Below are 26,695 nucleotides of genomic sequence, written 5' to 3' on the forward strand. Positions count from 1 at the left end.
TATGCTACTTATATCTATTTAGCGCTACATTATGCAGCAATAAAGCTAGTATAGTGTGTACGTTTTCATTACAATAAAGCAACATTGCTAAATGCGCATTATTCAGCGTAACAGCAACCCTTTATCTCCAAGTTATATTGATTTTTTATGCCAGTTTAGCGTCGATGCTAATTGTTATATCAATCACCTCATATATTCTATTGACAGTAATGATCAGTTGAATAAAGGATACTTATGTTTTCCAATATTACTTCGCAGCGCCCCTCTGTAAATAAACTTGAAACGCCAAAAAAAATAGATGCTTCGAACGACTAAATGCTCTCTACATATCGCTGTTGGTATAGCGCTCACTTGTTTCACAGTACAAGCTCAGGCTGCTGATACAGCTCAGACTAAGAGCTTACAGCCTATAAATACCAGTACTGCTGTTCAAAATAGCAGTGCAGTAAGCGAAGATTTTATCGCTCAGCAGGCTGCTCTGTTCTTTGAATGTACTCAAGTACAGACCAGTTCTGCCCGTTTGGCATGCTTTGATAAGGTTGCAGAACAAGGCAAAACGCCAAGTTATGTCACAAGTAAACAGCCAGTAGATTTGGCAAAAACGGTTATAAGTACGCTGTCAGGCAACCCTCAAGTCATACTGGCTGAAGAAACCAGTACCATTACTGCCAATGGCAATGTCATCGCTAAAAAGGTTTCGAGCAATTATCCTCAAGATATTGAAACAAAACCGCCCGCTGAGACTGAAAGTTTAGATACGGTTGGACTGACGCAAAGAGAAGCAGAGGTATTGGAAAGTGTCGGCGTGACTCAAGCAGATATTGAAAAATATACGCCGCTAAGCTTGGCATATGATCTTGATAAAAACAGTGAACGTGGTACATGGACCGTCAGACCGTATCGTCCAACCTATGTTATGCCACTGTTTTATACCTTTGATCCTAATTTAGGCCCAAGTACACCCACTCGACCTCAACCGGACAAACCTTTTACATCTAATGACACTCGTAATACGGATCTAAAGTTTCAATTGTCATTAAAGACTAAAGTTGCAGAAGATTTGTTTAATACCAATGCTGATTTGTGGTTTGGTTATACTCAAGAGTCGCATTGGCAAGTTTATAATGAAGACAATTCACGACCATTTCGTGCAACCGATTATCAGCCAGAAATATTTTTGACCCAGCCTGTGACCGCAAATCTGCCTTTTGGTGGGCGACTGCGAATGCTTGGAGCAGGTGCTATTCATCACTCAAATGGTCAAGATGATCCATTATCGCGCTCATGGAACCGTGCTTATGTGATGGCAGGGGCAGAGTGGGGTAAATTGTCTGTCATACCGCGATTCTGGTTACGAGTGAACAATGAAAATGACAGTAGTGAAGACAATCCTGATATCGAAGATTTCATGGGTTATGGCGATATCAAGTTCTTATATGATTTACCGAGTCAACAAAGCCTAAGTGGTACGTTGCGCTATAATCCAGGCACCAATAAAGGCGCTGCGCAAATCGATTATATTTATCCATTATCTAAAAATGTTAATGGTTTTGTGCAGGTATTCCAAGGGTATGGCGAATCTATCGTAGATTATAACTATGAGAATACTTCTATCGGCTTTGGTATCGTACTCAATGATTGGAAAGGGCTGTAACATTAGCGCTTTAAATATCGGTGCCTATAGTGACAGCAAGTCATGCGTCACTTAGCGCCTTATCAAGCCGGACTATGGCTGGCAGAGTATATAAACTTACGCTGCCAGTTATGTGCCGTTTATCGTAGTACTCCGCAATCACAGCTGTTACAAAATCCCTCTTCGTCAAATACTCCATTATTCAGTCAAAACAGTTTATTAGCTGAAAACGCATCGTACTCTTTATCAAGTAGCCATTCTTCTTTTAGCAAAATCCGAAAGCAACTCTATAGCCGTTTTAGTAGTGGACTATTATGCGCCAGCTGCCATAGCAGTATTGCGTGGTTGCCCAAGCCATTTGAAGTCGATATTACTGCTGGCATGACGCTCACCATTCAAGCAGCAACTTACTATGACTATCCCATGCGCCAAGCTATTAGAGCCTTTAAGCATCATGAGGATATGACAAAGCTGCCATTATTGTTACATGTGATACGTCAACTACCACGACCTCATGGTTGCCATCATGATAATAGTGTGATTGTCGCTATGCCAACGACCGATGTGCGTCTCATTAAACGTGGCTTTGATCCTGTCAGTATTTTGGCCGCGCATTTATCTAAGTATTGGGACATTCCTTTATGGCAAGGTATCAAGCGTATTGATAATACGGTCAGTCAGCAAGGACTCACCCGTGCCGAACGCTTGAGCAATCTAGACAATGCCTTTACTTTACTAGAGCCTTCTCCCGTTAAACGCCTTATCTTATTTGATGATGTGGCAACTACGGGAGCAAGTTTACAAGCCTTAGCTCGCATTCTATCAATTTACCCTTCAACAACTCCTAACTCCAATAATAAATACTATCTGTGTGCCTATGCATTAGCGCATGGTAGCCAGTCATAGATGCTAATAAAACTTGTTGGCAACTACTATTATGTTGCTATTATGTTGCTAATATTTTAATCCCACGCTATATTGACAATAACATAGACTATAAACATATGCTGCTAATAGCCAATAGCTAGCCTGCTTTACATATAGAGAAGTAAAGTGTTTAAGCTGATTAGATAACTTGTTTTATGGAACAAAAATTGCATGGCTATAGTTGACTATTTTATATTAAAGCCTGTTTAAATATTAGGTATTCACTACGACTGTAAAGCCAGTCATGCTTGAATATGCCAGCAGCTATATAGGAATTTAACGTGAAAGCATCGGCTAACAATCGACCACAGAAATTGAGTATAAGTAGCTCAGGGTTTACTCTGATTGAGCTGATGGTAACGATTGCCGTGCTTGCTATTATTGTCGGTATTGCAGCACCTAATATCAGTACTCAGCTTGCCAATCAAAGAGTTAAGTCGACTGCGGCTACATTGGCAAATGCTTTAACAGAAGCAAAGGTAGAAAGCGTCCTACGCCGTCAGAATATAATGGTTGTATATGGTAATAGCAGCGCGCCTAAAACGATCAAGTTGCAAGCTAATGGTAACGAAATATCTAGCTATAATATTAGTGATAAAAGTACTGTTACCCAAATGATTACTCCATCTACAGTAACCAATATCGTTTTTCAACCAAATAAGAGAATAGCTAACAATGCCACAGTAGTATATACCATCTGTGATAGTGGCTCTAATAGTGAAACGCCCAGACAAGTAAGCCTTACTAACATTGCTAACGTTAATACTATAAATGCTGGGATCTGTTAATGAATATACAAGACACACAGTCAGGCATAGGGTTAATAGAAGTGATGGTCGCATTGCTATTATTAGCAGTGGCTGTATTAGGGTTCAGCGCCATGCAAATGTCCGCTATAAAAGCGACAGACGAAAGTTTAATGCGTACTCGTTCTTTAGCTATTATGCGAGGCGGTGCAGAGACGATGCGTACTAATCCTAGCGGTATTGCTGCTTTTAAGACGGCAATAAACGGATCTTCAGACACTGTTAGTGTTGATAGTAAGAGCATAACTAAAGACAGTTGTCTGACAAGTGGTAATACCGCACCTGCAGCATCAGCCAGTTGTACTATTGACCAACTTGCGACACGTGACGGATTGTTATTAAAGTCATATGCAAGCGCCAATGACATTAATATTGGTATGGTTCCAAATGGCTGTCCTGGTACATCAGGTAATCAAGAACTCCAGTGTTTTGTAGCAAGTTGGGGAGACACCACAGTTGGTTTAAGTGATACTGAAGCTAAAGCTTGTGCCAACGCAAATGGCAGTTATAAAAACGGCGCAGAGTGCTTTATTATGGAGGCTTACTGATGTCATATAGCCATAAAAATAATTATATTAATGATTATCAAGCAGGCTTTACGTTAATAGAGCTGATGATTTCTTTAGTGCTTGGCTTGATCGTATCTGCAGCCGCTATTCAAGTATATCTTATCAATGTAAAAACAAGCAGTATTCAGGCAAGTGGTAGTGAGCTACAGGATGCCAGTGTGTTCGGATTACAACAATTAGAAAAAAGTATTCGCCTAGCAAACCTTGGTAATCCAACCACCAGAATTGATGGTACCACTCCCAGTGGCGGAATTGTCTTAACGGGTCTTAATATTGGCGTTCCGAATCCGAATGAACCGAATCCTTATCCTAATACGGGGTATCTGACAAGACGTGCAGGAGATAGTGCCGTTGGTGCGAATGGGTGGACAGGCATATCAAATACTAATACCAATAGCGATCAGTTGACGATTCAATATATCAACATAACAGGCGCTCCAATGACAGATTGTGAAGGAGCGGTTGCTGCTGTCAATGATATCGTTATTGAGCGTTATTTTGTACGTCAGGCAACAGGGGATACCAGTACTGGCGCTATCAAAAAATTAGTATTGGCTTGTGATGCAGGACGCGTTAAAAAGACTGGTGGTATAGATACTGTGACACCATCAAGTGATTCAAGAAACTTTGGTCAGGCTGGCCAAGAATTTATTGTCAATATCGATCAATTCAAGGTGTTATTAGGTGCTCAGTACACGACTGGTACTAATGCAGGACAAATCATTTATCTTCCGAGCAGTGCCTATTCATTGATAACAACTGGTAATCCAGTACTTACCGCTGTCAAGATCGGTTTAATTGTTCATGGTAGTACACCTATTATAGGAAGTGCTGAACAGTCAGAATTTGCTTTGTTAGGGCAATCGTCAACAGAGAATAAATTAAAGGCAGATACTAGTAGCAAAAAGAAAGTCCGTAGCACTTATGAAACCACAACGTTGTTACGTAATGCTCGTGTAGTCAATATAAATACCAGCCTATAACCTATTGGTAAGGAGACTAAAAGTGATTCACTATCGTGACTTATCAAGTTCGACACAAAAACATATCAATATAGGTTTGGCATACGGGAGAGCGGAGCAAGGAGCAACGCTAATAGTGGTGTTATTGTTTTTAGTGCTGATTATGTTGGCAGGGGCTATTGCAGTTAGACAAAGTACGACAGATCTTAAAATTGCGACAAGTGATCAGATCAATACAGTATTACTGCAATCAGCAGATAGTGCTAATCAAAAAATAGAGACCATGGTAAATGGTAGCCCAACATCTAATGGATACCAAGATGTAACAAGTGCGACAGGGGCACTCGGTCATTTTTTATTATTTGAAGATAATAAAGCTAATGAATTTATTTATTGTTTTAATCCGCGTACCCAGAGATATTTAACCAATAGTGCAACAGTCAGGGTGCCTGCTGGTGGGTATGTAGATGGTATTAATAACGGTATCTGTAATTATGCAAATGCCGCTGATTACACTAGTGCTAGGCAGGCGGTCATGACACAGGTAAGTATTGCGATTACTCCTCCTAGTGCAAATATAGAAGCGTTTGAACATGTTGTCATTGGTAAAGAAGTTGAAGATAGAACAAGCAAAAAGTTTAAATTTGATATTCGACCAACATCTTCATTGCCCGCTTATAATGAGCCCAAATTAGGGACTGAAAAGTGCTTTGAGCAGACCAGTATTCGTAACAATGTAGCAACTGGCAAAAAATCATTAGATGAGTGCCTATTAGCGGCTAGCACACCGAGCAAAATGCTGTATGAGCAAGCAGATGTTGAAAACGTTTCTTCTTCTACCAAATGTTATCCCTTTGGTAAAGGAACACTAAATTCCAAGTGTGTACTTTCAACAGCGCCCTAGTCTGCTTACTCATTGCACTGAAACAATATAAGGATAGATGTCATGAAGCGATTTGATAACGTACCGACAATAAATAAAATGATTGCAGTACCACTAAAGTATTTGGTCGTTGCCATGGCATCCATGATAGCAATGCCAATCTCACAGGCAGATGTGGCAGATAAAAAAATCGGTGATTTAGAGATTTATAAAGCGGCAGAAAGTGGTAAAACTACTATTACTATGATGTTAGATACCTCCGGTAGTATGACGTTAAATCAAGTAAATTATGCCTGTGATCTTCCAGGAGGGGCAACTTTTTCTGCAGTTGGAGCAGAATGGTCAAATACCAACCCTCAATATATAAGAAACTTCTGTAGTAATAATGCTCGATATTTTTATCGTTTAGATGTAAATGATAAAAACCAATGGTACCGTTGTGGTGGTAGCAATGGCTCTGGATCTAGTAATTATAGCTTTAACGATTGTGATAGCAAGCTTAGTAAAGCACCATCGACTGTAGGATATGACTATATAACCTCTAGTAGTGGCAATCAGTATTATTTTACAGGTGAAAAAGTATACGATCGCCTTACTCGTCTTAAAGATGCAATCTTTACTCTAATGAATAGCACACAGTTAGATCCTAAAAAAGTCGCCATTGGCATTGGCCAGTTTTCTTCACAAAGCGGCAGTGATAATATTGTAGAGTTTAATGCAAATGGGACTGCTAAGAATGCTGATGGCAGTAGTGGTAAAATACTTTTACCCGCAGCATTATTAGATGAAACACAGCGTCAAAAGATTCGCCAAGTTGTAGCTGCTGCAGCTGGAGGAGGCGGTACACCGACAGCGAATGCTTATGCAGAAGTTGGCGCCTATATGCTGGGTACCAAAACCAGTGGTACTGGTAGTGGTTTTAGCAAATCCACTATATCTTCTAAAAGTAATAGTGGTAGCAATTATATCAGTCCACTTTTAAAGCCTTCCAGCTGCGACGGACGAGGCATCTACTTCTTGACTGATGGAGCACCAAATAACTCTGAAAAGCCTTTAGATCTAATGAAGCTGGCTTTAAACCGCAGTAATTTTAGCCAATCTAACGACACATTGCCGAGTGGCAGTGGTAATAATAACGGTATGCCCGAAGTTGGTTCGTTTGCCAAAGCCTTACGTGACTCGACGGTTAGCCCATTAGGTACAGATCAAGAAATCTATACCGCAGTGGTTGGCTTTGGTTCAGATTTCGATGTCGATAGAGTGGAAGATGCAGCGAAGCCGGAATCGCAGCGAGTTATTCGTAACTTACCTTATACCAATCCAAAAACTGGTGTTATATCAAATCGTGATTTTTATAACTGTGCAAATATAGTTGGTAAAGATAATGACGCTACTAAAGATGCAAGAAATGCTTGTAACTGGGGAGAAAAGGCGCATCCTTCATTACCAGGGGTTGGAGGCTTTGGGGAAGGTGGATTCTACTCAGCGCAGTCTACAAATGATATTGTCAATAGTATTATATCTTTTGTAACCGATTTGGATAACACCTTACCTTCGACACCTTCAGGAACTATCATTATACCTGACGACCCTTATCGAGCGGATAGTCAACTAGCAGTTGCATATTACCCAACTTTACAACCCAAAGTCGGTGATAATTCCGTAATTTGGGAAGGTAATATGAAAAAGTATAAATTAAATGAAGGTACGCTATTTGGTAAGGGTGGTTCTAAACTATTTAAAAATATAGCAGGTGAGCTAAATCCAGTAACGCCAGATTTCTGGTCAGATCAAGATTATCTTAACAAAAATGATAAAGTAGAGTCGGGTGGTTTTTACGCTCAGTTAAAGACACCTGTTAATGGTGTTACTTCGGTCAGAGCATTGTATGTCGAAGATTGGAAAAGTGCGACTGATCAATCTACAGTTTTAAGAAAGGTAGGAGTAAATATTGCTGGAAAAATGACTGTAGATAATAATGTCTTAACTGATACTACCTTTAAAGATACAAGTACCTATAGCACAGCAACCCTGAGAAAACTACTAAATTTTTTAGGATTTGATGTACTTCCAGCTACAGGCATGGCTGTAAAAGATATGACGCTTAGTACCGCTAATGTATCAAAAGCCATTAAGGTGCTAGGTGCTACTATTCACTCTACACCAGCGGCAGTTTCCTATTCAGCGACTCTCGATCCTACTACTGGTAGAGTCACGGACACACGCGATGACTATGTATTATTTGGCTCATCCGAAGGTGGCTTGCATTTGGTAGATGCAGGTGATCAAGGGACTGGTGATGGTGGCAAAGAAAAGTTTGTTATTATACCAAGAGAGATGTTAAGAGATGCCAGTAAGTCTGATGCGCTTATTAAAGACGCAAAAAAAGCTGAAATAGGATCTCCAAACTTTGGTATAGACGCCCCTTGGTTAGTCACTGCTGACTATAAGTATGATTTGTCTAATAATAGGGTAAACGTCAATAAGACAGGGGGTAAGGGTGTATTCGCTTATGGTGGGCTGCGTATGGGCGGTGAAGCATTTTACGGGCTAAACCTCAATGATAGTGATAATCCGAGTATGATGTTTACGATAACGCCAGCCACTGCAGGCTTTAGTCGTATGGGTCAGATATGGTCAAAACCTACTAAGGCCAAAATAAAAACCAGCAATACTGATACAGGTACCGATGTATTAGTGTTCGGTGGTGGCTATGATATGTGTTATGAAAAAGAAACCTTCCAAGTTGGCGTGATAGATGCCCAATTATTAAGTAGTTGTTCAAACATATCGTCTACCAAAGGTAACTCGGTATATATCATTAACGCCAAAACAGGCGCTCTAATATGGTCGGCTTCTAACGTTTCTAATTCCACAGGTGCATCCAATACTGTATCTGCTATGACTAATAGCGTCGTCGCTGGTGTGACTACCTTAGACCGTGATAATGATGGCTTTATGGATCATATGTATTTCGCAGACTTGGGTGGTCAGATATTCCGTGTTGACTTTACCAATGCAGGTTTTATAAAGCCAGTCACGACAGGAACCGCATCAGCAGAAACTTCTTTTACCAATACTAGAGTCACTCGTGTACTCAAAAGTGCCTATACAGGCACTGATAAAAAGTATAACTACCGTTTTTATGAACGCCCAGTTGTCAGTTTCTATCGTAACGATACGACTAATAGACTATTCGCATTGGTTAATGCCATCTCAGGTGATCGTAGCTCACCTTTATCAAAAATACGTGATAATACCAAAGCTGATCGGCTATATGGCATTATAGACAGTGATGTAACTAAGGCCAACAGTGTTTTTTATGCTAGTAATTTCACGACTACGGGAACATCTGGTGGTCAAGAAATCGTGGATTTGGAAGCCAACAATACTGCCTCAAGTCATTTAGCTGAGTTGCCTTCAACCCTTGGAAGTTCTACAGCTACCGAGTATACTTTAGCTCAAAAAAATGCAGCCATTAATATCCAAAAAGCTGGCACAAAAAAGGGTTGGTACTATCCTCTGACTCGTTTTGACGGCTACGGTAATGTGAGATATGGCAAAGGTATTGGTAAATCTGAAGTGGTTGACAGCTTTATATATACCACGGTTTATAACCCAGATATGAGCTATGGTGACGTAGATTCTTGCTCTGCAAAAGTGACAGGCGGTTCAGAAAGACAGCTCTATTGCTTACCTTATGGTATCTGTACCGATGACGCCTCTAAGAATGGTACTGGTGGATATGTGCAGGCAGGCAAAGGTATTCAAGAGTTGACGCTCGGACCACGTAGCTCCAGCCTCTCCAACCAACGTCTCCTTATTGGGACACGTACATTGACGGAACGTGCTAATGATCGCGTAAACTTTGGGTCTGATAATGGCAAGGGACTTTTCAATGCTCTTACGAACCCTAAAGGGCTGAACCAAAGCAATTTAGTAGCAACTGATAGCAGCATTGGTAATGGTACAGCGCCTGATATGATATTTAACGAGCGCTTTACGCTACAGCCGAAAACGTGGTACGAAGTAGACTGATAGGATGGTCGTATGAATATGAAGACGTTAAAACGACAAGTAGGCTTTACGCTTATAGAGCTGATGATAGTCATCATAATCGTGGCTATCTTAGCGGCGATTGCGATTCCGTCTTATCGGCAGTTTGTGGTGCGTAATGCTGAATCACAAGCACAGGCACGAATGCAAGAGCTTGATATAGAGCTGAACCGCTGGCGTGCTAGTGCTTTAACTTATAAAGGCTTTAAGCCCAAAAAAATAGCAAGTAATGGCGATATCAGCTATGCATATGATGCAACTGACAATAAAACTATCTACGTCCCTAAAGGTAGCGATAGCACGAATTACCGTTATATGATTGCGTTAGTAGATGGCAGTACAGGTAACACCTTAGCTCCTACAGGCACTGGTTATTCCACCGCAGGCAGCTCATGGCGCATGTTAGCAGAGCCAAATACTTCATTTAAAAATTCAAATGCTCATATTTTGATGATAAATAGTACGGGTGTGAAATGTAAAAGTAAGGATAGGACAGTCACTACGGCTTCTACTAATTGCGGCATTGGAAAGGAAGACTGGTAATGTTGTATTCTAACAAATCATCTAAAGCAATATGCAAAAATCAGCAGGGCTTCACCCTGATCGAGATGATGATCGTCGTCGCCATCATCGGCATTTTGGCAGCAATTGCTTACCCAAGCTATCAACGCTACGTCATTAAGACGAAACGCACGGACATGATGAGTGAGATGCAAAACATCGCCTCAGAGATTGAAAGCCGCAAGCTAGCGCAAGGTAGTTATAGTGCTATTAGTGCAGCTGTCAAAACAGATTTTGCTACCGCATATCCAAGGCAGGGTACTCAGCTATATGATGTGACCATAACCGATCCACTTGTTGCTAAGTGGACAATTACTGCCCGTCCTAAGACAGGGACGCAAATGATAGGTGATAGTAATCTTAGTCTCAATTATCAAGGGATTAAATGTCGAGCAGCAGTTTGTGGTACTGGTGATGATTGGACCAAATAAGATAAATAGAATAGAAATGTTGAGAATTTGACAAAAAACGTCATTTATCTTTACCTTTCGTGACTCATGATAAGCAGACTGACAATTTTTAGTGGCTTGGGCGTAACATTCGAACTTGATTAAGATAAAAAAAGGGAAGCGTTAATAACAAATGGCAATGATAATTAAGTATTTAGCTAAAAAGATAGAGATAACCATAACTTTGGCACGCTAAATGCATTATATATATTAAGAAACAAATTCATTATATCCCTAAAGATAAACGCACTATTAGCGGGTTATCTTTATATACCTCTAAAGGAGTTCATATGAACACTGCTCAAAAAGGTTTTACCTTAATCGAACTAATGATCGTTATCGCTATTATCGGTATCTTGGCTGCGATTGCTATTCCCGCATATCAAGATTATACAGCTCGCTCTCAAACCACAGCAGCTTTGGCAGAAATTTCTCCTATTAAAACTAATATCGAAGAAAAGCTTGCGCAAGGTGTAACTACTGCTGAAGCTACAGCTTTGTCTGGAAGTAGTGCAGCAATTTTGCAATCATTAGGTCTTCCTGATGCTACTACACAGCGTTGCAGTGCGTTCTCTTCTAAAGTTTTAGCAACGGGTTCAGCGTCAATAACATGTACTATTAAAGGTAGCACTCAAGTTAATGGTCAAAAAATTCAATGGAAACGCTCTGCAGATACTACTGCAGGTGTAGCGGGCAAATGGGTTTGTAATACGAATGCAGTAGTAAAGTTAGCTCCAAAAAGCTGTACTGTTGCAACCACAATTACTGATGCAGCGTAATCATAACTATAAAATGCTACTTTGATATAGTAAAGCAAGTGTAGGCTGGGCTTTAGCCCAGCTCAAATCACGCAAGGTTACGATGTTGGGCAAAATGCCCAGCCTACAAAAAGCCTTATTTAATATCAAAAAACCAAACGCTCTGTTTGGTTTTTTTTGTGTTTAAAGGTAATGAAAATATTGATGAACTGAATTTTTAACGGTTATAAAATGTTGTGGCTCTAGCCTCGCTTAAATCATGCAAATCTATCATGCTGAGCAAAATGCCCAACCTACAAAGAGTTTCGTTTAAGAATTTGCGTCAATCATTAACTGCTGTGCTGAAGCCGCAGCTTACGGATCGCTCAGCGCAGCCATGCAGACAATAAAAAGCTGGGGTAAACCCCAGCCTCCACAGTATTCAATATTTAAAGTATCAGTTGTTGCCTATTTCTCTAAATACTGAATTTTGCCTTCCACGCCATCCCACTTTTCAGCTTCTGGCATCTGTCCTTTCATCTCAGTGATGTTTGGCCATTTTTGTGCCAGCTCCTCGTTTAGCTGAGTGAACACCTCTTGCCCTTTGGGTACTTCATCTTCTGAGAAAATCGCATTGGCAGGACATTCAGGCTCGCATAGCGCGCAGTCAATACACTCATCGGGGTCGATGACGAGGAAGTTCGGTCCTTCATAAAAGCAGTCGACAGGACAGACTTCCACACAGTCGGTGTATTTGCAAAGAATGCAGTTCTCTGTAACGACAAAGGTCATAGTACTGTCTACCTGTTATTGGATTGAGCGAAATAGAATAGATTAAAAATAAGGCACATTTTAGCGCTTTTGAGATAATTTAACAATTCCCTTTAATAACTAATGATTTTCTTCAGATGATATAGTAAATCATGCGCCTGCTTTGGCGTTAGGCTATCAGGGTCGATAGCCTGTAGTTCGTCTTGTAGGCTAAATAGCTGATTTTGTTGTGGAATATCTATGTTTTTTTGTTTTTTATCAAGATTTCCGATGTTTGGTTTCTCTATACTACTATCATAAGTCTGCTGGCGTTTATCCTTTACCGACTTAGCTAATTCATTTTTGTCATCATCAATACTTTCGTTATCTGGTTTTAGATCATCTATGCTTAAGTTATCTACTAAATAACGCTTGGCATCATTAAGCACTTGAGTTGGGATACCCGCCATTTTTGCCACATGTAACCCAAAGCTAGAGCTTGCAGCACCATCTTTGATTTGATGCAGTAGTAGCAACTGACCATCAACTTCACTGGCGGCGACATGGACATTACGGATGTTGCTGTGATTATCTTTATTGCTTTCTGCCAATTTTGTCAGCTCAAAATAATGGGTGGCAAATAACGTCAGGCAGCCAATCTCTAGCAGCCGATTGACGCAAGCATGAGCGATAGCCAAGCCATCAGTGGTAGCCGTACCGCGTCCCACTTCATCCATCAGCACCAGCGATTTATTCGTTGCTTGATTGAGGATGTTAGCGGTCTCAATCATCTCAACCATAAAGGTGGATTTGCCACCTGCTAAGTCATCCGCGGAGCCAATACGAGTAAAGATACGGTCGATATCACCGATATGAGCGCTAGCTGCTGGCACAAAGCTGCCACAATGGGCAAGCAGGACAATTAGTGCAGTTTGACGCATATAGGTAGATTTACCGCCCATATTAGGACCGGTAATCATTAACAGTCTTTCAGGATTGGTATGACTGCCCAATGCACAATCATTGGCAACGAAATGGCTGCTATGTTTGGCAGGATTATTTTGATGAGTATGAATAGGATTTAGTACAGCTTCTACAACAACATGACGACCTGCTTTGATATCAATACTGGTTTGACTGTTATTATTCAAGCCATTTTCTGAGTGACTGTTTTCTAAGCTGTTATCTAGGATGCTGCTCTCTTTTGAGTCGTTACTCATGACTGGACGCTGCCAGTTATAAGTGATCGCAAGTTGCGCCCAATTACTGAGTACATCTATCTGGGCGATAGCAGCGCTAAGCTGTTGTAATTCAGCTAAATGGCTACCTAATTGTATCAATAGCTCATTATATATCTGCTTTTCTCGAGTCAATGCTAAGCTTTGCGCGCTTAGATATTCAGTTTCGACTGTCTTTAGCTCGTCAGTGATAAATCGCTCGCTACTTTTCAGCGTTTGCCGACGGATAAAATGCGCAGGGGCATTCTTCGCCTGCATCTTTGGCAATTCAAAATAAAAACCGCTCACTTTATTAAAGCCTACTTTTAGACTGGGTAATTGGCTCTCTTGACGCGCGCGTTCCACCATCTCATCCAATGTCACTTGGATATTGTCATGCAAATGGGTAAGGCGATCAAACTCAGCATCATAGCCTGCGGCTAGCATGCCACCGTCACGGATATGGGCAGGCGGCTCAACGATAATGGCTCGCTCAATAAGCTCGGCGATGGATTGTACGACATGTAGCTGCGCAGGCAATTGCTGCATTAGCATCGGCAATAGTCCCGCTTGCTCATGGCTGATACCCGCATTCGTCAGTAGCGTCGTAAGCTGGGCGCTACTAGCAATACCGTCTGCAAGCTTACGTAAATCGCGTGGCTTGGCGCTCATCAGACCGATACGGCTACTGATACGTTCAATATCGCCGATAGCATCTAAGGTTTCGCGCAAGCTGGTAACTAATAAGATATTTCCCGAGCATTGCTCAGACTGTTTATCAGTATTTAACAAGCTGGTTATCGCATCTAAACGCAAATTAATACGTGCATGCTGACGCAGTGGGCGTTTCATCTGCTGCACGAGTAAGCGTCGACCCATCGGCGTTTGACAATGATTGAGGACAGATATCAATGACGTACCATTACTGCTAACAGGCGTAAATAGCTCAAGGTTTTGCTGACTATTGGCATCAATGATTAAATAGTCATCATTATATTCAACGATCAGCTGATTAAGTTGTGGCACATGACGCTGCTGAGTTTGCCGCGCATAATGTATTAGCGCCGCACAGCTAGACTGGGCAAGTGGTGCATCGCTAATACCAAGCCCATCAAGACGCTGAACCTCAAACTGTTGGCACAAAGTTTCGCTGGCATGCTCACGGTGGAAATCATTGCCCGCAACTTCAATAATAGGGCAGTCGAGATGTTGACGTAGCCACAGCGTCCAATCTTCACCGATACGGTCGTTAAGTGCTTCGCTAACGATACATTCGCTAGGCGCAAAACGTGCCAGCACCGTGAGCATTTGGGTTTGTAAAGCTTCAATATCATCGTGATTAGCGCTGATCGTTTGCGTCGTCAAAGTCCCAGCGGCTAAATCCATTTGGCTAACGGCAGCTTGCACAGGTTGTTTGCTGTTCGATTTAGGAATCTCGATATCAATAGCGACCACAGTGGGCGTATGGTTGGGTGCAATTAAGGCGTCATCAGTAATCGTACCAGCGGTCAGGGTTTTTACCACTTCACGGCGCATAATAGTGCCAGCAGTAGATTTGCTCTTATCTTTCTTCTGTTTATCGCCTATGGTGGGAGAGTTGGAAATATTAGTAGCTGATTCATCAATTTGTTCACAGACAACCACGGTTTGCCCAGCAGCGATCAATCTTGCCATATAACTATCTGCAGCATGAAAAGGGACACCTGCCATCGCAATCGTATTACCTGCTTTATCGGTCCCTCGACGAGTTAAAGTAATGTCCAATATCTGCGCCGCACGTTTGGCATCATCAAAAAATAACTCGTAAAAATCACCCATCCGGTACAGCAATAACGCTTGGGGATAGTTAACCTTCATATTGAGATATTGCACCATCATCGGCGTATGATCTGCTAAGTGATAGATGGCATCACCTATGACCAATGAGTCAGAGTCAACTGGCACAGATTTTGAAGTGGGTTTACTAAGATTGTTATTTTGAGCAGAAGGTTTAACTGGCATGCAGAATCTCTTAAGTTGTCTTTTTTATTTATTGAATAGGGGTGTTTAAATAAGTTTGGCTAGATAGAAGGCTTTAGATATAAAGGCTAATAATAATCGGTTCAAAATAAAATAGATCATCTAAAAAGTGTGCTGGCAATAAGCAAAAAAACTGAAAAACATAGGTTTATAAGTGTTATTTTAACACGTCCTATCACCTTTTTACGTCGGCAAATATCTGCTAACTGCCCTTGTATCCATCGCCGTCATAACCATATATAATGACGTCACACTTAATTGGGCGATATTTTATTGGACTGTCTTAAATTGGACAGTAACCAGCCAAATAATTAAAAAAACAGCGAGTAAAGCGTTGTCATGCGCACTAATTATCGAATATTTCCATAGGTCAAAAAATTATGTTATCAAAGATTATAGGCAGTGTCGTTGGCACCAAAAATGAGCGTGAGCTTAAACGCATGCGCAAAGTGGTCAGCAAAATCAACGCATACGAGGCTGCGATACAAGCCCTGTCTGATGAGCAATTACAACAAAAAACTGAAGAATTTAAAGCAAGACACCAAGGCGGCGAAAGTCTAGATGCCTTATTGCCAGAAGCGTTTGCGGTTTGTCGTGAAGCGTCCCTGCGTGTTAACGGTATGCGTCACTATGACGTGCAGCTGATCGGTGGTATTACCTTGCACGAAGGCAAAATCGCTGAGATGAAAACTGGTGAGGGTAAAACCTTGATGGGCACCTTGGCCATGTACCTGAATGCCATCAGTGGCAAAGGCGTACATTTGGTGACGGTTAATGATTATTTGGCGGCACGTGATGCGGAATTAAACCGTCCCTTATTTGGCTTTTTGGGCATGACGGTTGGCGTGATTTACTCGCAGCAACCACCACAAGAAAAAGTCGATGCTTATCAAGCGGATATCACTTACGGTACCAATAACGAGTACGGTTTTGATTATTTGCGCGATAACATGGTCTTTAGTTTAAAAGAGAAAAAGCAGCGCCCGCTAAACTTCTGTATTATCGATGAAATTGACTCTATTTTAATCGATGAAGCTCGTACGCCGTTGATTATCTCGGGTCAAGCTGAAGATTCATCACGCATGTATGCGCTGATTAATACCATTATTCCCGTGCTGATTCGCTCAAAAGACGAAGAAGCTAATAAGAATAATGAAGAAGAAGATTTTTGGATTGATGAGAAAAATCGCCAGATTGAGATTAGTGAAAAAGGCTATGAGAAGATTGAGCGCTTCTTAATCCAAGTCGGTGAGCTTGGCGAAAACGAAAGTCTTTATAGCCCAAGCCGTTTGCCATTATTGGCTCACGTACAAGCGGCGATTCGTGCCCACCATGTCTTTGTCAAAAATATCCATTATATTGTCGATGATGGCGAAGTGGTTATCGTTGATGAAAACACCGGTCGTACTATGCCGGGTCGTCGTTGGTCAGAAGGTCTGCATCAAGCCGTTGAAGCCAAAGAAAATGTTGAGATTCAAGCCGAAAATCAAACCCTTGCAACCACCACATTCCAGAATTTTTTCCGTCTGTATGACAAACTGTCTGGTATGACGGGTACCGCTGATACTGAAGCGGCAGAATTTAAATCAACTTATGATTTAGACGTCATTGTGATTCCAACGCATGAGCCGATTGCTCGTGTCGATATGGATGACCAAATTTTCTTAACCAAGTTAGGCAAATACAAAGGCATCATCCGCGAGATTCAAGAGATTCAAGCTAAAGGCGCGCCAGTATTGGTTGGTACGGCAACGATTGAAGCCAGTGAAGAATTGTCCTATCTGCTCGATCAAGAAGGCGTTAAGCATAATGTGCTAAACGCTAAGCAGCATGAGCGTGAAGCTGAAATCATTGCGCAGGCAGGTAGTCCAAAATCGGTCACGATTGCTACCAATATGGCAGGTCGTGGTACCGATATTATCCTTGGCGGTAACTGGCAATCGTTTATTGAAGATATTGATGCGGTTAGCCCTGAAGAAATGGCGCGTCTAAAAGCCCAATGGCAAATCAAGCATGACCAAGTCGTTGCGGCTGGTGGTTTGCATATTATTGGTTCTGAACGTCATGAATCACGCCGTATTGATAATCAGCTGCGTGGTCGTGCGGGTCGTCAAGGTGATCCTGGGATGTCACGTTTCTTCTTATCACTTGAAGATGACTTAATGCGTATCTTCGCCGGTGACCGCGTCGTGAATATGATGCGTGCCATGGGTCTCAAAGAAGATGAAGCCATTGAACATAAAATGGTTTCAAAGTCGATTGAAAACGCTCAAGGTAAAGTAGAAAGTCGTGATTTTGATGCGCGTAAAAACCTACTGAAATACGATGATGTGGCCAATGATCAACGTAAAGTCATCTATGGTCAGCGTGATGATTTGTTGGCTGAGATGGATTTGTTAGAGGCCATTAAAATCATGCATCAAGAAGTCTATAATGCCATGATTAACCAGTTTATTCCGCCAGGTTCTATCGATGATCAGTGGAATATCGATGGGTTAGAGGATGAGCTTGAGAACGAATTTAAGATTGCAATGCCCATTAACGATTGGCTTGATGAAGATCGCCGCCTAGATGAAGAAGGCTTACGAGCCAAGATCATCGAAACAGCATTGGATCGTTATCACAGTCGCCGTGAGCAAATGGGCGAAAAAGATGCTGCCCAGCTTGAGCGTCATTTTATGCTGCAAAGTTTAGATAAGCACTGGAAAGAGCATTTAACCCAGATGGATCAGCTGCGTAAAGGTATTCATCTGCGTGGCTATGCACAGAAAAACCCTGAGCAGGAATATAAGCGTGAATCATTTGAGCTGTTCCAGATGATGCTTGGCGCGATCAAGTCTGAAACAGTACAAGACTTATCACGTGTGCATATCCCAACCAAAGAAGAGCTAGAGGCGTTAGAAACACAGCAACGTGAAAATGCAGCCCATATGCAAATGCAGTTTGAGCATAGTGATATCGATAATATGGATGGCGGTGTGGAAAGAGCAGCAGTGCAAAGCCGCAATGTCGTTGGCGGTGCTACGGGTGCTGGCGTGGCAGGTGCTATGGCGGGCAGTAGCGATGATACAGACCCATATGCTGGTATGAATATCAGCCGTAACGCCCCATGCCCATGTGGTTCAGCACTTAAGTATAAGCAATGTCATGGCAAAATCTAAACCTAGCTAACATTCCTTGATTAAAAAGTCCTTATCGAATAGATAGGGGCTTTTTTATAGATATAGCCTTAGTACTTATATCGAATAATTAATATGAGTATAAGTATGAGTATGAGTATGAGAATTACGATTATAAAAGTATCAGTGTCTTTTTGGCGATTAATTACAAATCCAACATAGGCGTGAATTTACGGGCGCGCTATAGTGTTTAACATCTTTATTTGGGAGAGTGTGATGAATGTAGAATTATTAAAAAAATTGCGTACCTCTATCGTCCTAACCAGTTTACTGGCGGGTGCCATGACGCTTAGCGCTTGTCAACAACAGCAAGAGACAGAGCCAAGTCTAGAAGACAGTATCAGTGAAGAGCAGTCTGTACCCATGTCCGCTGATCCTGCCGAGCCTAGTGATGTGGTGGTAGATGCGCCTGCCAGCGACGTAGAAGATGATACCGTAGCTACAGTAAATACTGGCGTCAATCAAATAACGTACTTGTGCTCTCCTGAGCTAGAAGTCGAAGCGACTTATAAAGATACGGATAGCCAAGTGGTACTTGCAACTGCTAAAGGTACTGTCACTTTGACAAAAACCAATGAAGCCAGCAATCCTGAAGTATTTGAGGGCGCAACGGCTATCGATGGGACGACAGGCTTTGTACAATGGCGCGTAGCCCATAAAGATCGCGAAACAGGTGTAATGCGTACCGCTGGCACTGACACTACTAACGTCACTACTTATGAATGTAAAAAGACTCAATAATGGCTAGAACGTTGATGGATAATTTAATATAAAAAAAGCAACGTTCGCGTTGCTTTTTTGCTTTTGCTTTCCACAAAATTCGAAATTCGACAGCTTATCTCTTATGAGCCGTATTTTGTTCATGTGCCAAAAACCCTTCTTCAGTAACATCGAGTTCCTCATGTTTGAGTTCGACTTCAATGCTGTCAGTATGCGTATGTGTGGTTTTTTCAATGGCTATTTCTTGGATAACATAAGTGTCCTTAGTAATGGTTGCGATTTGACGCGATAAGACAATTTCAATAGGCGCATCGCCAATCTCAACTTGTGTGCCATTGATAGTAACGACGGCTTTACTGTCTAATGAAGGCTCCACATGACGCAATATGTCTTTATCATCATAGTTCCCTGACAATAGATCCTGACTTTCGGCATCCTGATAATCGGTACGTACCGTGATATATTCTTCTACCAGCTCAATAGGTACTTGAATAGTTTTGGTGCGAAAATGCTTGGTGACAGTTACTTTACCAACATCCAAGCGCTCTTTATTGACTACTGGGCGCTCTTCTAATAATTCTAGATAACCACCGTTATTGTTATTAGTATCAGGTAGATTTTCTGAAATACTTTCTTGTTGATTGCTTATTATTGTTTGCTTCTGACTATGATCAGATGATAACAAGTCAGATGAGGTTAAATCATCTTGCGTGCCACTAGCGGTATTATTGGTAAAATCAGGATAGTTGGTATTAGGATAGTTATTTTCATTATTAGCATTCATGGTTGTTGTCCTTATTATTGTATATAAAAAAAGACCAGAGACGAGCTCTGGTCTTATCTACTGAGCAAATCACTCAGTGGCTAATGGCTGTCGTATGGTATTGATTTAAATAGTATATAACAATATCACAAATACTATTTAGATTACAAAGGCATACGAATGGCTAGCCTATTACATACCACGAGCGCGGCGTACATCTTCAGCAGTGATATCATCACGGGTAAACAAATTGCCATCACGATCAATCACGTTACCATTATTATCGACATCTAGCTCTTCACGTTGAATAGTATCTACGATAGTCTCAGTATGACGCTCTGTCGTTTTACCAACATTCACTTCTTCTGTGACATAGGTCTCTTTATTGACATGAGCACGCTCAGCTTCTAGCTCAACTTCGATCGTATTATTGCCATCGATATCACCGATACGGCGTTCAGTTGGGCGATTAACATTGGTACGTTCAATATTGGCATGCTCTTCTTCCAAGTCAACATTGACGTTACGCTCTTCAGTCACGACATGTTTACCGACTTTTACCAAACCTGCCACAATACGATCTTTATTAACAGTCAGACGTTCTTCTAATAGCTCTAACGTATTTGGTGCATCGTAATTATGATCGGCAATTTCCATACGCTCAGCTTCTGGGATACTGTCAGCGACAAATGCCTGACGGTCTCTTTCATACTGTTCTTTATAGCTATATTGATAATCATGGTCATAGACTTCCATCGCTTCGACCTGCGATTTGGTCAAGCTATCAAAGAATACGTCATCACCAACGATACGTGCTAAACCTGCTGGTACCAATACTTCTTTTGAGCTAAACCAGCCACCTGCATCGACGATTAAGTAACGAATGCGACCAGTAGTATCTTCTACCAATGCGCCTTCAATTTTACCGATTTTTTCTTCATTAACACCAAAAGCAGTCTTGCCAGTTGGGTCATAATAATCATCACCGATCAGATCACGGTGAGTTGCTTGGATATCTCTTAAACGAATAAGTTGGCTCATTATTATCTTCCTTTTGTATGAGTAAATTTCTTTTTATAAAATGGTTTATTGATATTCTTATATGAACTGTTATTAGATAAACGGTTCAAGCAATAGTATTTATTATAGCCAGTCGCTATCTCGACTTGTTGTTATCGTAACAGGACGATTTGGCATGAGATATATAAGCAAGGTAGCAAAGTGTGCGCTTGACGTAAGGGTGTGTAATAGGCTGTAAAGAGCATAATCACTATATAACCTTTAAGTTAAGGCTTTCCTACGCTAATACGTTTAAGCAGACGGGTGTTAATATTTTGACATAAAAAAACCGCATTGCTCAAAGCTACGCGGTTTTAGATTCTAATAATAAGCTAAATATTTACAGCATACCGATCATTTTAAAATAGCTTAAGCCAATTCGATTGCTACTGCTACTGCTTCGCCGCCACCGATACACAGTGTAGCAACGCCTTTTTTGCCACCAGTACGCTTTAGAGAGTTAATAAGCGTCACTAGGATACGAGCGCCTGAACAGCCCACTGGATGACCAAGGGCACAAGCACCGCCTTCGATGTTTACTTTAGCATGTTCGATGTTTAGCTCATCCATTGCTGCCATCGTAACCATGGCAAATGCTTCATTGATTTCCCATAAATCGACATCAGCGACTGACCAGCCAGCACTTGCCAATACTTTTTCAATCGCGCCAACTGGGGCAATAGTGAACTCGCTTGGATGACGAGAATTAGAGGCAGTCGCAATGATACGCGCTTGATACTCTAGACCTTCTTCTTTGGCTTGTGACTCTTTCATCAATACAACAGCTGCAGCACCGTCTGAGATAGAGCTGGCGTTTGCTGCGGTGATGGTACCGTCTTTTGCAAAGGCAGGACGCAAAGTAGGGATGCGCTCAGCATTAGCAAGGGCAGGCTGCTCATCGGTATCAACCGTTTGCTCGCCTTTACGAGTTTTGAACGTAACTGGTTCAATTTCATCTTTGAAATGATTGTCTTTGATCGCTGTAAGTGCACGATTTAGCGACTCAATAGCAAAATTATCCATTTGTTCGCGCGTATAGCCTTTTTCATCCGCCATTTCTTGTGCAAATTGACCCATTAACTTACCAGTATCGGCATCTTCTAGACCGTCTAAGAACATATGATCTTTGACTTCTTTATGTCCCATGCGATAGCCACCACGCGAACCTGGCATGATATAAGGCGCATTGGTCATCGACTCCATACCGCCAGCAACAGCAACCTTAAAGCTTCCGGCTTTGATACCGTCATGAGCTTGCATAACTGCTTTTAGACCTGAGCCGCACAGCTTATTGATGGTAACTGCACCCGTCGCATCAGACAAGCCAGCTTTGCGCATCGCTTGACGCGCAGGACCTTGACCCAAACCTGCGGTTAAGATACAGCCCATAATAACTTCATCAATATTATCAACATTAACGCCTGAACGCTCAACAGCTGCTTTGATAGCCGCTGCGCCCAAATCTGTGGCGCTTATGTCTGTCAATGCGCCTTGGAAGCCGCCCATTGGGGTACGAGCGCCGTTTAAGATTACAATTGCATCATGTGACATTGTTATTTCCTTTTTTGAGTATTTTAATCCAACATATTTGATTGATTAAAGCATATTTTTACGCCAGCTCATCTAAGCGTATGCGTACTACTTTATCAGTAATGGTGTCTAACTTCTCGATTTTTTCGATGGCAAGATTCATCTGACTCTCAACCACTGGCAGCGTTAAAATAATCACTGGCACTTGCCCAAGCTTATGCGCCGGTTTTTGTAAAATAGCATCGATATTGATACCGGCATCACTCAAGATACGGGTAATATCTGCCAATACTCCAGGACTGTCATAGGCATGTACACGTAAATAATATCCGGTAATCATTTGTTCAGCACGCAATATCGGCGTATCTGACAATTTTTCAGGGATAAAGGCTAAGTGCGGTACATGATGACCATTGCTGTTTTGTTGGTCAGCATCTTTACATCCTAATACACGCACTAAATCCATCACATCTGCCATCACTGCAGAAGCCGTTGCGCCTGCACCCGCGCCGTCACCGCAATATAACGTCTGACCGAGAGGGTGAGAGTTCACCAGTACGGCATTCTTTACGCCATTAACATTAGCAAGTAGGGCGTTCTGTGGAATCAGCGTTGGGTGTACACGCAGCTCAATACCGGCGCTGTCGTCCCCGCTGCCATTTCCTGCACGGCGAACTGCAAAGCCCAAGTGCTTAATACGATAGCCAAGCTCTTCAGCGTAATTGACATCCTGCAAAGTAATACCGGTAATACCTTCACAGTAGACTTTGTCAAACTGCAATGGAATACCAAAGGCGATAGAGGCAAGTAGCGCCAGCTTGTGCGCCGCATCGATACCTTCAACGTCAAAAGTAGGGTCGGCCTCAGCATAACCAAGTGCTTGCGCCTCGTTCAGTACATCGGCAAAAGGGCGACCTTTATCGCGCATCTCTGTCATGATAAAGTTGCCCGTACCATTAATGATACCCGCTAGCCAATCAATTTTATTGGCAGCTAAACCTTCACGCATGACCTTAATAATTGGAATACCACCTGCTACAGCTGCTTCATAGGCGACATGAACATTATGCTGCTCAGCAAAAGCAAAAATCTCATTGCCATGCTCAGCCAATAACGCTTTATTGGCGGTCACCACATGCTTGCCATTTTTGATAGCGTGCATAATAACGTCTTTTGCAAGGGTCGTACCGCCAATCAATTCGATAACAATATCGACATTGTCACTGGCAGCGGTTGCCATCAAATCACTGTTTTGCATAATATTGGGATTAATGTCATCACGCTGACGACGAATACCAACTTCGGTAATCACAATGTCGCGTCCGCTACGACGTTTTAGTTCATCTAAATTATCATTGATTAGATTGACCACGCCCGTTCCGACGGTGCCTAAACCAAGTATCGCTAGTTTGATGGATTTGCTCACAGGATCCTCAAGAGATTAAATAGTGGGATAAAAAACGCTGCTATGAAAGATCTTGAAACTACAAGAATCACTAACATAAATAAGCGCTTATATAGAAATTATATGGCTAAGTTTGCCTAGCGCTTTATCCTATCATACCGATAAGCAGTTGTGACGTCTACACAATGTCGCCACCGTCATACATATCACAAATACTTAAATCATATAACCGTTTTTAGTTAGCACCAACTGCTTCTGCCAATTGAGCTGCAGGTAGATAGCCGCCTACTTGCTGTCCTGCTTCAGTAAAGATAGCGGGCGTACCTCGCACACCAAGTTTTGCCCCTAATGCCATCTGTTCTTGTACAGGATTGGCACAGCTAGGCGCTTGCACATCGGCGCCAGCTTTCCCCTGATTCATTGCCGCCTTACGATCTTGACTACACCAAATAGCTTCCATTTTTGGCACTGATTCTTGGCTACGTGGCCATGCCAAATAACGTACCTCGATGCCACGTGTATTAATATCATCCATCTCTTCATGCAATTTACGGCAATAACCACAATCTGCATCTGTAAAGGCGTAAACCACAGCTTTAGTCGCGCCTTTTGCTGGATAAATAACCATGTCTTTTTTGTCGACTGCTTTTAACGCTTCTTGGGCAGTATTGGCCAACAACGCGGCACTAATATCCACAGGCGCTTCTGCACCAACCGCGATGATTTGCCCTTGAATAATATGCTTGCCCGCCTTATCCGTAAAAAAAGAAGGCAATCCTTCAGCTGTCACCCAATAAATACCAGTCATATCGGTTGGTACAGCTGAGAGGACAGTCTCTTCAATACCAGAAGCCTTTAAATTGGCTTGCAAAGACTTTACTACTTTAGCATCGCTGTCCTTAGAAACCGCAGCAGTACTCGTTTTGGATTTGCTGCTATTGACAAGATCTGTATTGTTGGTCGCATCTGCTGCATTATTAGAGCAGCCAGCTACAACGATAACCAGCAAGGCAGCACTCATAACACGAGTAAGAGGACTGCGAGAAAACGTATCACGGTTGGGATTGGTTTTAGAAAAAGGTGCTAAGAACATAGGATGTTTCCTTTAGGCAGTCATGCCTAATCAAGATTTTGGTAGCAAAAGGTAATGAAGATTTTTTGGAATTTTGATCTAACATGATGACTAGATCGAGCCATAAGAGGTAATAAATTTTTACAGTTTATTGATAACAAAAGATAACTAATAATCAGCCTTATATTAGCATATTTTTATAAATAACCGCGAAAGCCTGTATAACGGTCTTGTTAAATACACAATTTGTAGCTATTCGTTAAGAAAACATAAATAAAATACATTTGTGCTATTTCATATCATTTTATGTCTAGGTAGGCTACTGCTTATAACTGTATCTTTTGACTGATCATATTTTACGACAGAGTCATCTGTTATTTGAAAATTTACTTATTGAAGCAATTTAGCTTAAGGAGCGACTATGGCAGGTGCCAGTTTACTAACCTTACTTGATGATATCAGTGTGATCTTGGATGACGTTTCGGTCATGACCAAAATCGCCGCCAAAAAAACGGCAGGGGTGTTGGGTGATGACTTAGCGCTTAACGCTGAGCAAGTCTCAGGCGTCAAAGCAAACCGTGAGCTTCCCGTTGTTTGGGCGGTTGCCAAAGGCTCATTTATTAATAAGCTCATTTTGGTGCCAGCGGCATTACTTATCAGTGCCATTTACCCGCCATTAATTACGTTTTTATTGATGTGTGGTGGGTTGTTTTTGGTGTATGAAGGTGCTGAAAAAGTCATTCACCGCTTTTGGCCACATGCTTTACCGCATGATGAAGAGCAAGAAGCTCGTCGAAAAGCCAATGCTGATGAAAAGGTAGATTTGGTTGCTTTTGAAAAAGAGAAAATCAAAGGAGCAATACGTACCGATTTTATTTTATCAGCAGAAATCATTGTGATTGCACTGGGTGCCACTGCTAGCGCAACTTTGCTAGAGCGCAGTTTGGTGCTGTCTATTTTAGCGATTAGTATTACCGTTGGTATTTATGGTCTGGTTGCTGGTATTGTCAAGATTGATGATGTTGGTTTACATATGATGGAAAAAGAAGGCGCATTTACCCAAAAGGTCGGTAAGGTTTTATTTGCTGCAGCGCCCAAATTAATGAAATTTCTATCTATCGCTGGTACCTTGGCGATGTTCTTAGTCGGTGGTGGTATCTTAGTGCATGGTATTAATTTCTTATATCATGGTGTTGAAGATATTGCCCATTTGACCGGTATCTTTGAAAGTTTCACTACCGCCTTATTGAATGGTGTCATTGGCTTTATTATTGGTGCGATCATCGTTGCACTCTTGACGGTTATTGGTAAAATACGCAACAAGGATGAATCTGCTGCTCATTAATCGCTTTGGTTGTTAATCGACAATATTAAATAAGCTCTTATATTCAATCAAAT

The 26,695-nt window shown here is 41.7% G+C and carries 20 protein-coding genes; 13 read left to right on the forward strand and 7 right to left on the reverse strand.

The genetic code is table 11. From position 1 onward, the window contains the following. Positions 1 to 298 precede the first annotated feature (298 nt). The 10 genes from PSYCG_RS01335 (at position 299) to PSYCG_RS01380 (ending at position 11,625) form a co-directional block, all read left to right on the forward strand. Entirely contained in the window at positions 299 to 1,654 is a 1,356-nt protein-coding gene (locus PSYCG_RS01335; protein WP_020442620.1) for a phospholipase A, read from the forward strand. Positions 1,655 to 1,696: 42 nt separating this feature from the next. Further along, complete coding sequence (locus PSYCG_RS13500; protein WP_020442621.1) at positions 1,697 to 2,539, forward strand: ComF family protein; 843 nt, start codon at positions 1,697 to 1,699, stop codon at positions 2,537 to 2,539. Positions 2,540 to 2,841: 302 nt separating this feature from the next. After that, positions 2,842 to 3,348, forward strand: a complete 507-nt coding sequence (locus tag PSYCG_RS01345) for a GspH/FimT family pseudopilin (protein WP_020442622.1) — start codon at positions 2,842 to 2,844, stop codon at positions 3,346 to 3,348. Next, on the forward strand, positions 3,348 to 3,914 hold the full coding sequence (gene pilV / locus PSYCG_RS01350; protein WP_011512635.1) for a type IV pilus modification protein PilV: 567 nt from the start codon (positions 3,348 to 3,350) through the stop codon (positions 3,912 to 3,914). The genes PSYCG_RS01345 and pilV overlap by 1 nt, the downstream gene beginning before the upstream one ends. After that, entirely contained in the window at positions 3,914 to 4,918 is a 1,005-nt protein-coding gene (locus tag PSYCG_RS01355) for a prepilin-type N-terminal cleavage/methylation domain-containing protein (protein ID WP_020442623.1), read from the forward strand. The genes pilV and PSYCG_RS01355 overlap by 1 nt, the downstream gene beginning before the upstream one ends. Positions 4,919 to 4,940: 22 nt before the next feature. After that, positions 4,941 to 5,801, forward strand: a complete 861-nt coding sequence (locus tag PSYCG_RS01360; RefSeq protein WP_020442624.1) for a PilX N-terminal domain-containing pilus assembly protein — start codon at positions 4,941 to 4,943, stop codon at positions 5,799 to 5,801. A gap of 42 nt (positions 5,802 to 5,843) precedes the next feature. Then, the gene (locus tag PSYCG_RS01365; RefSeq protein WP_020442625.1) at positions 5,844 to 9,818 is read left to right on the forward strand and encodes a pilus assembly protein PilY; all 3,975 of its coding nucleotides are present in this window, start codon (positions 5,844 to 5,846) and stop codon (positions 9,816 to 9,818) included. 12 nt (positions 9,819 to 9,830) lie between these two features. After that, positions 9,831 to 10,379 (forward strand): type IV pilin protein, encoded by a 549-nt coding sequence (locus PSYCG_RS01370; protein WP_020442626.1) that lies wholly within the window; start codon positions 9,831 to 9,833, stop codon positions 10,377 to 10,379. Continuing rightward, a complete protein-coding gene (locus PSYCG_RS01375; protein WP_020442627.1) occupies positions 10,379 to 10,828 on the forward strand; it encodes a type IV pilin protein in 450 nt (149 codons plus the stop codon). Before PSYCG_RS01370 ends, PSYCG_RS01375 begins: the two co-directional genes overlap by 1 nt. A 308-nt stretch (positions 10,829 to 11,136) precedes the next feature. Continuing rightward, a complete protein-coding gene (locus PSYCG_RS01380; protein WP_020442628.1) occupies positions 11,137 to 11,625 on the forward strand; it encodes a pilin in 489 nt (162 codons plus the stop codon). Between the two features lie 426 nt (positions 11,626 to 12,051). Here PSYCG_RS01380 and fdxA read toward each other — a convergent pair whose 3' ends face one another. Both fdxA and mutS read right to left on the reverse strand, forming a co-directional pair. After that, positions 12,052 to 12,375, reverse strand: coding sequence for a ferredoxin FdxA (fdxA, locus tag PSYCG_RS01385; protein ID WP_020442629.1), 324 nt, complete (start codon positions 12,373 to 12,375; stop codon positions 12,052 to 12,054). A gap of 92 nt (positions 12,376 to 12,467) precedes the next feature. Beyond that, the gene (gene mutS, locus PSYCG_RS01390) at positions 12,468 to 15,551 is read right to left on the reverse strand and encodes a DNA mismatch repair protein MutS (protein ID WP_020442630.1); all 3,084 of its coding nucleotides are present in this window, start codon (positions 15,549 to 15,551) and stop codon (positions 12,468 to 12,470) included. A 398-nt stretch (positions 15,552 to 15,949) separates the two neighbouring features. On the opposite strand from mutS, the gene secA reads away from it, so the two are divergent. Beyond that, a complete protein-coding gene (secA, locus tag PSYCG_RS01395; protein WP_020442631.1) occupies positions 15,950 to 18,730 on the forward strand; it encodes a preprotein translocase subunit SecA in 2,781 nt (926 codons plus the stop codon). A gap of 234 nt (positions 18,731 to 18,964) precedes the next feature. Beyond that, positions 18,965 to 19,489 (forward strand): hypothetical protein, encoded by a 525-nt coding sequence (locus tag PSYCG_RS01400; protein ID WP_020442632.1) that lies wholly within the window; start codon positions 18,965 to 18,967, stop codon positions 19,487 to 19,489. Between the two features lie 94 nt (positions 19,490 to 19,583). Here PSYCG_RS01400 and PSYCG_RS01405 read toward each other — a convergent pair whose 3' ends face one another. The 5 genes from PSYCG_RS01405 to PSYCG_RS01425 all read right to left on the reverse strand — a co-directional run bounded on the left by PSYCG_RS01405 (position 19,584) and on the right by PSYCG_RS01425 (position 25,318). Continuing rightward, a complete protein-coding gene (locus PSYCG_RS01405) occupies positions 19,584 to 20,252 on the reverse strand; it encodes a YsnF/AvaK domain-containing protein (protein WP_020442633.1) in 669 nt (222 codons plus the stop codon). Positions 20,253 to 20,423: 171 nt separating this feature from the next. Then, a complete protein-coding gene (locus PSYCG_RS01410; protein ID WP_020442634.1) occupies positions 20,424 to 21,272 on the reverse strand; it encodes a DUF2382 domain-containing protein in 849 nt (282 codons plus the stop codon). A gap of 387 nt (positions 21,273 to 21,659) precedes the next feature. Continuing rightward, complete coding sequence (locus PSYCG_RS01415) at positions 21,660 to 22,841, reverse strand: thiolase family protein (protein ID WP_020442635.1); 1,182 nt, start codon at positions 22,839 to 22,841, stop codon at positions 21,660 to 21,662. 58 nt (positions 22,842 to 22,899) lie between these two features. Next, on the reverse strand, positions 22,900 to 24,246 hold the full coding sequence (locus PSYCG_RS01420; protein ID WP_020442636.1) for a homoserine dehydrogenase: 1,347 nt from the start codon (positions 24,244 to 24,246) through the stop codon (positions 22,900 to 22,902). Between the two features lie 214 nt (positions 24,247 to 24,460). Further along, on the reverse strand, positions 24,461 to 25,318 hold the full coding sequence (locus PSYCG_RS01425; RefSeq protein WP_020442637.1) for a DsbC family protein: 858 nt from the start codon (positions 25,316 to 25,318) through the stop codon (positions 24,461 to 24,463). Between the two features lie 400 nt (positions 25,319 to 25,718). Here PSYCG_RS01425 and PSYCG_RS01430 point away from each other — a divergent pair, with 400 nt between their 5' ends. Continuing rightward, positions 25,719 to 26,642: a DUF808 domain-containing protein gene (locus PSYCG_RS01430; RefSeq protein ID WP_020442638.1), complete on the forward strand. Its 924-nt coding sequence runs from the start codon at positions 25,719 to 25,721 to the stop codon at positions 26,640 to 26,642. The last annotated feature ends 53 nt before the right edge of the window (positions 26,643 to 26,695 follow it).

Origin of the sequence: Psychrobacter sp. G (assembly GCF_000418305.1) — a bacterium.
GTDB lineage: Bacteria > Pseudomonadota > Gammaproteobacteria > Pseudomonadales > Moraxellaceae > Psychrobacter > Psychrobacter cryohalolentis.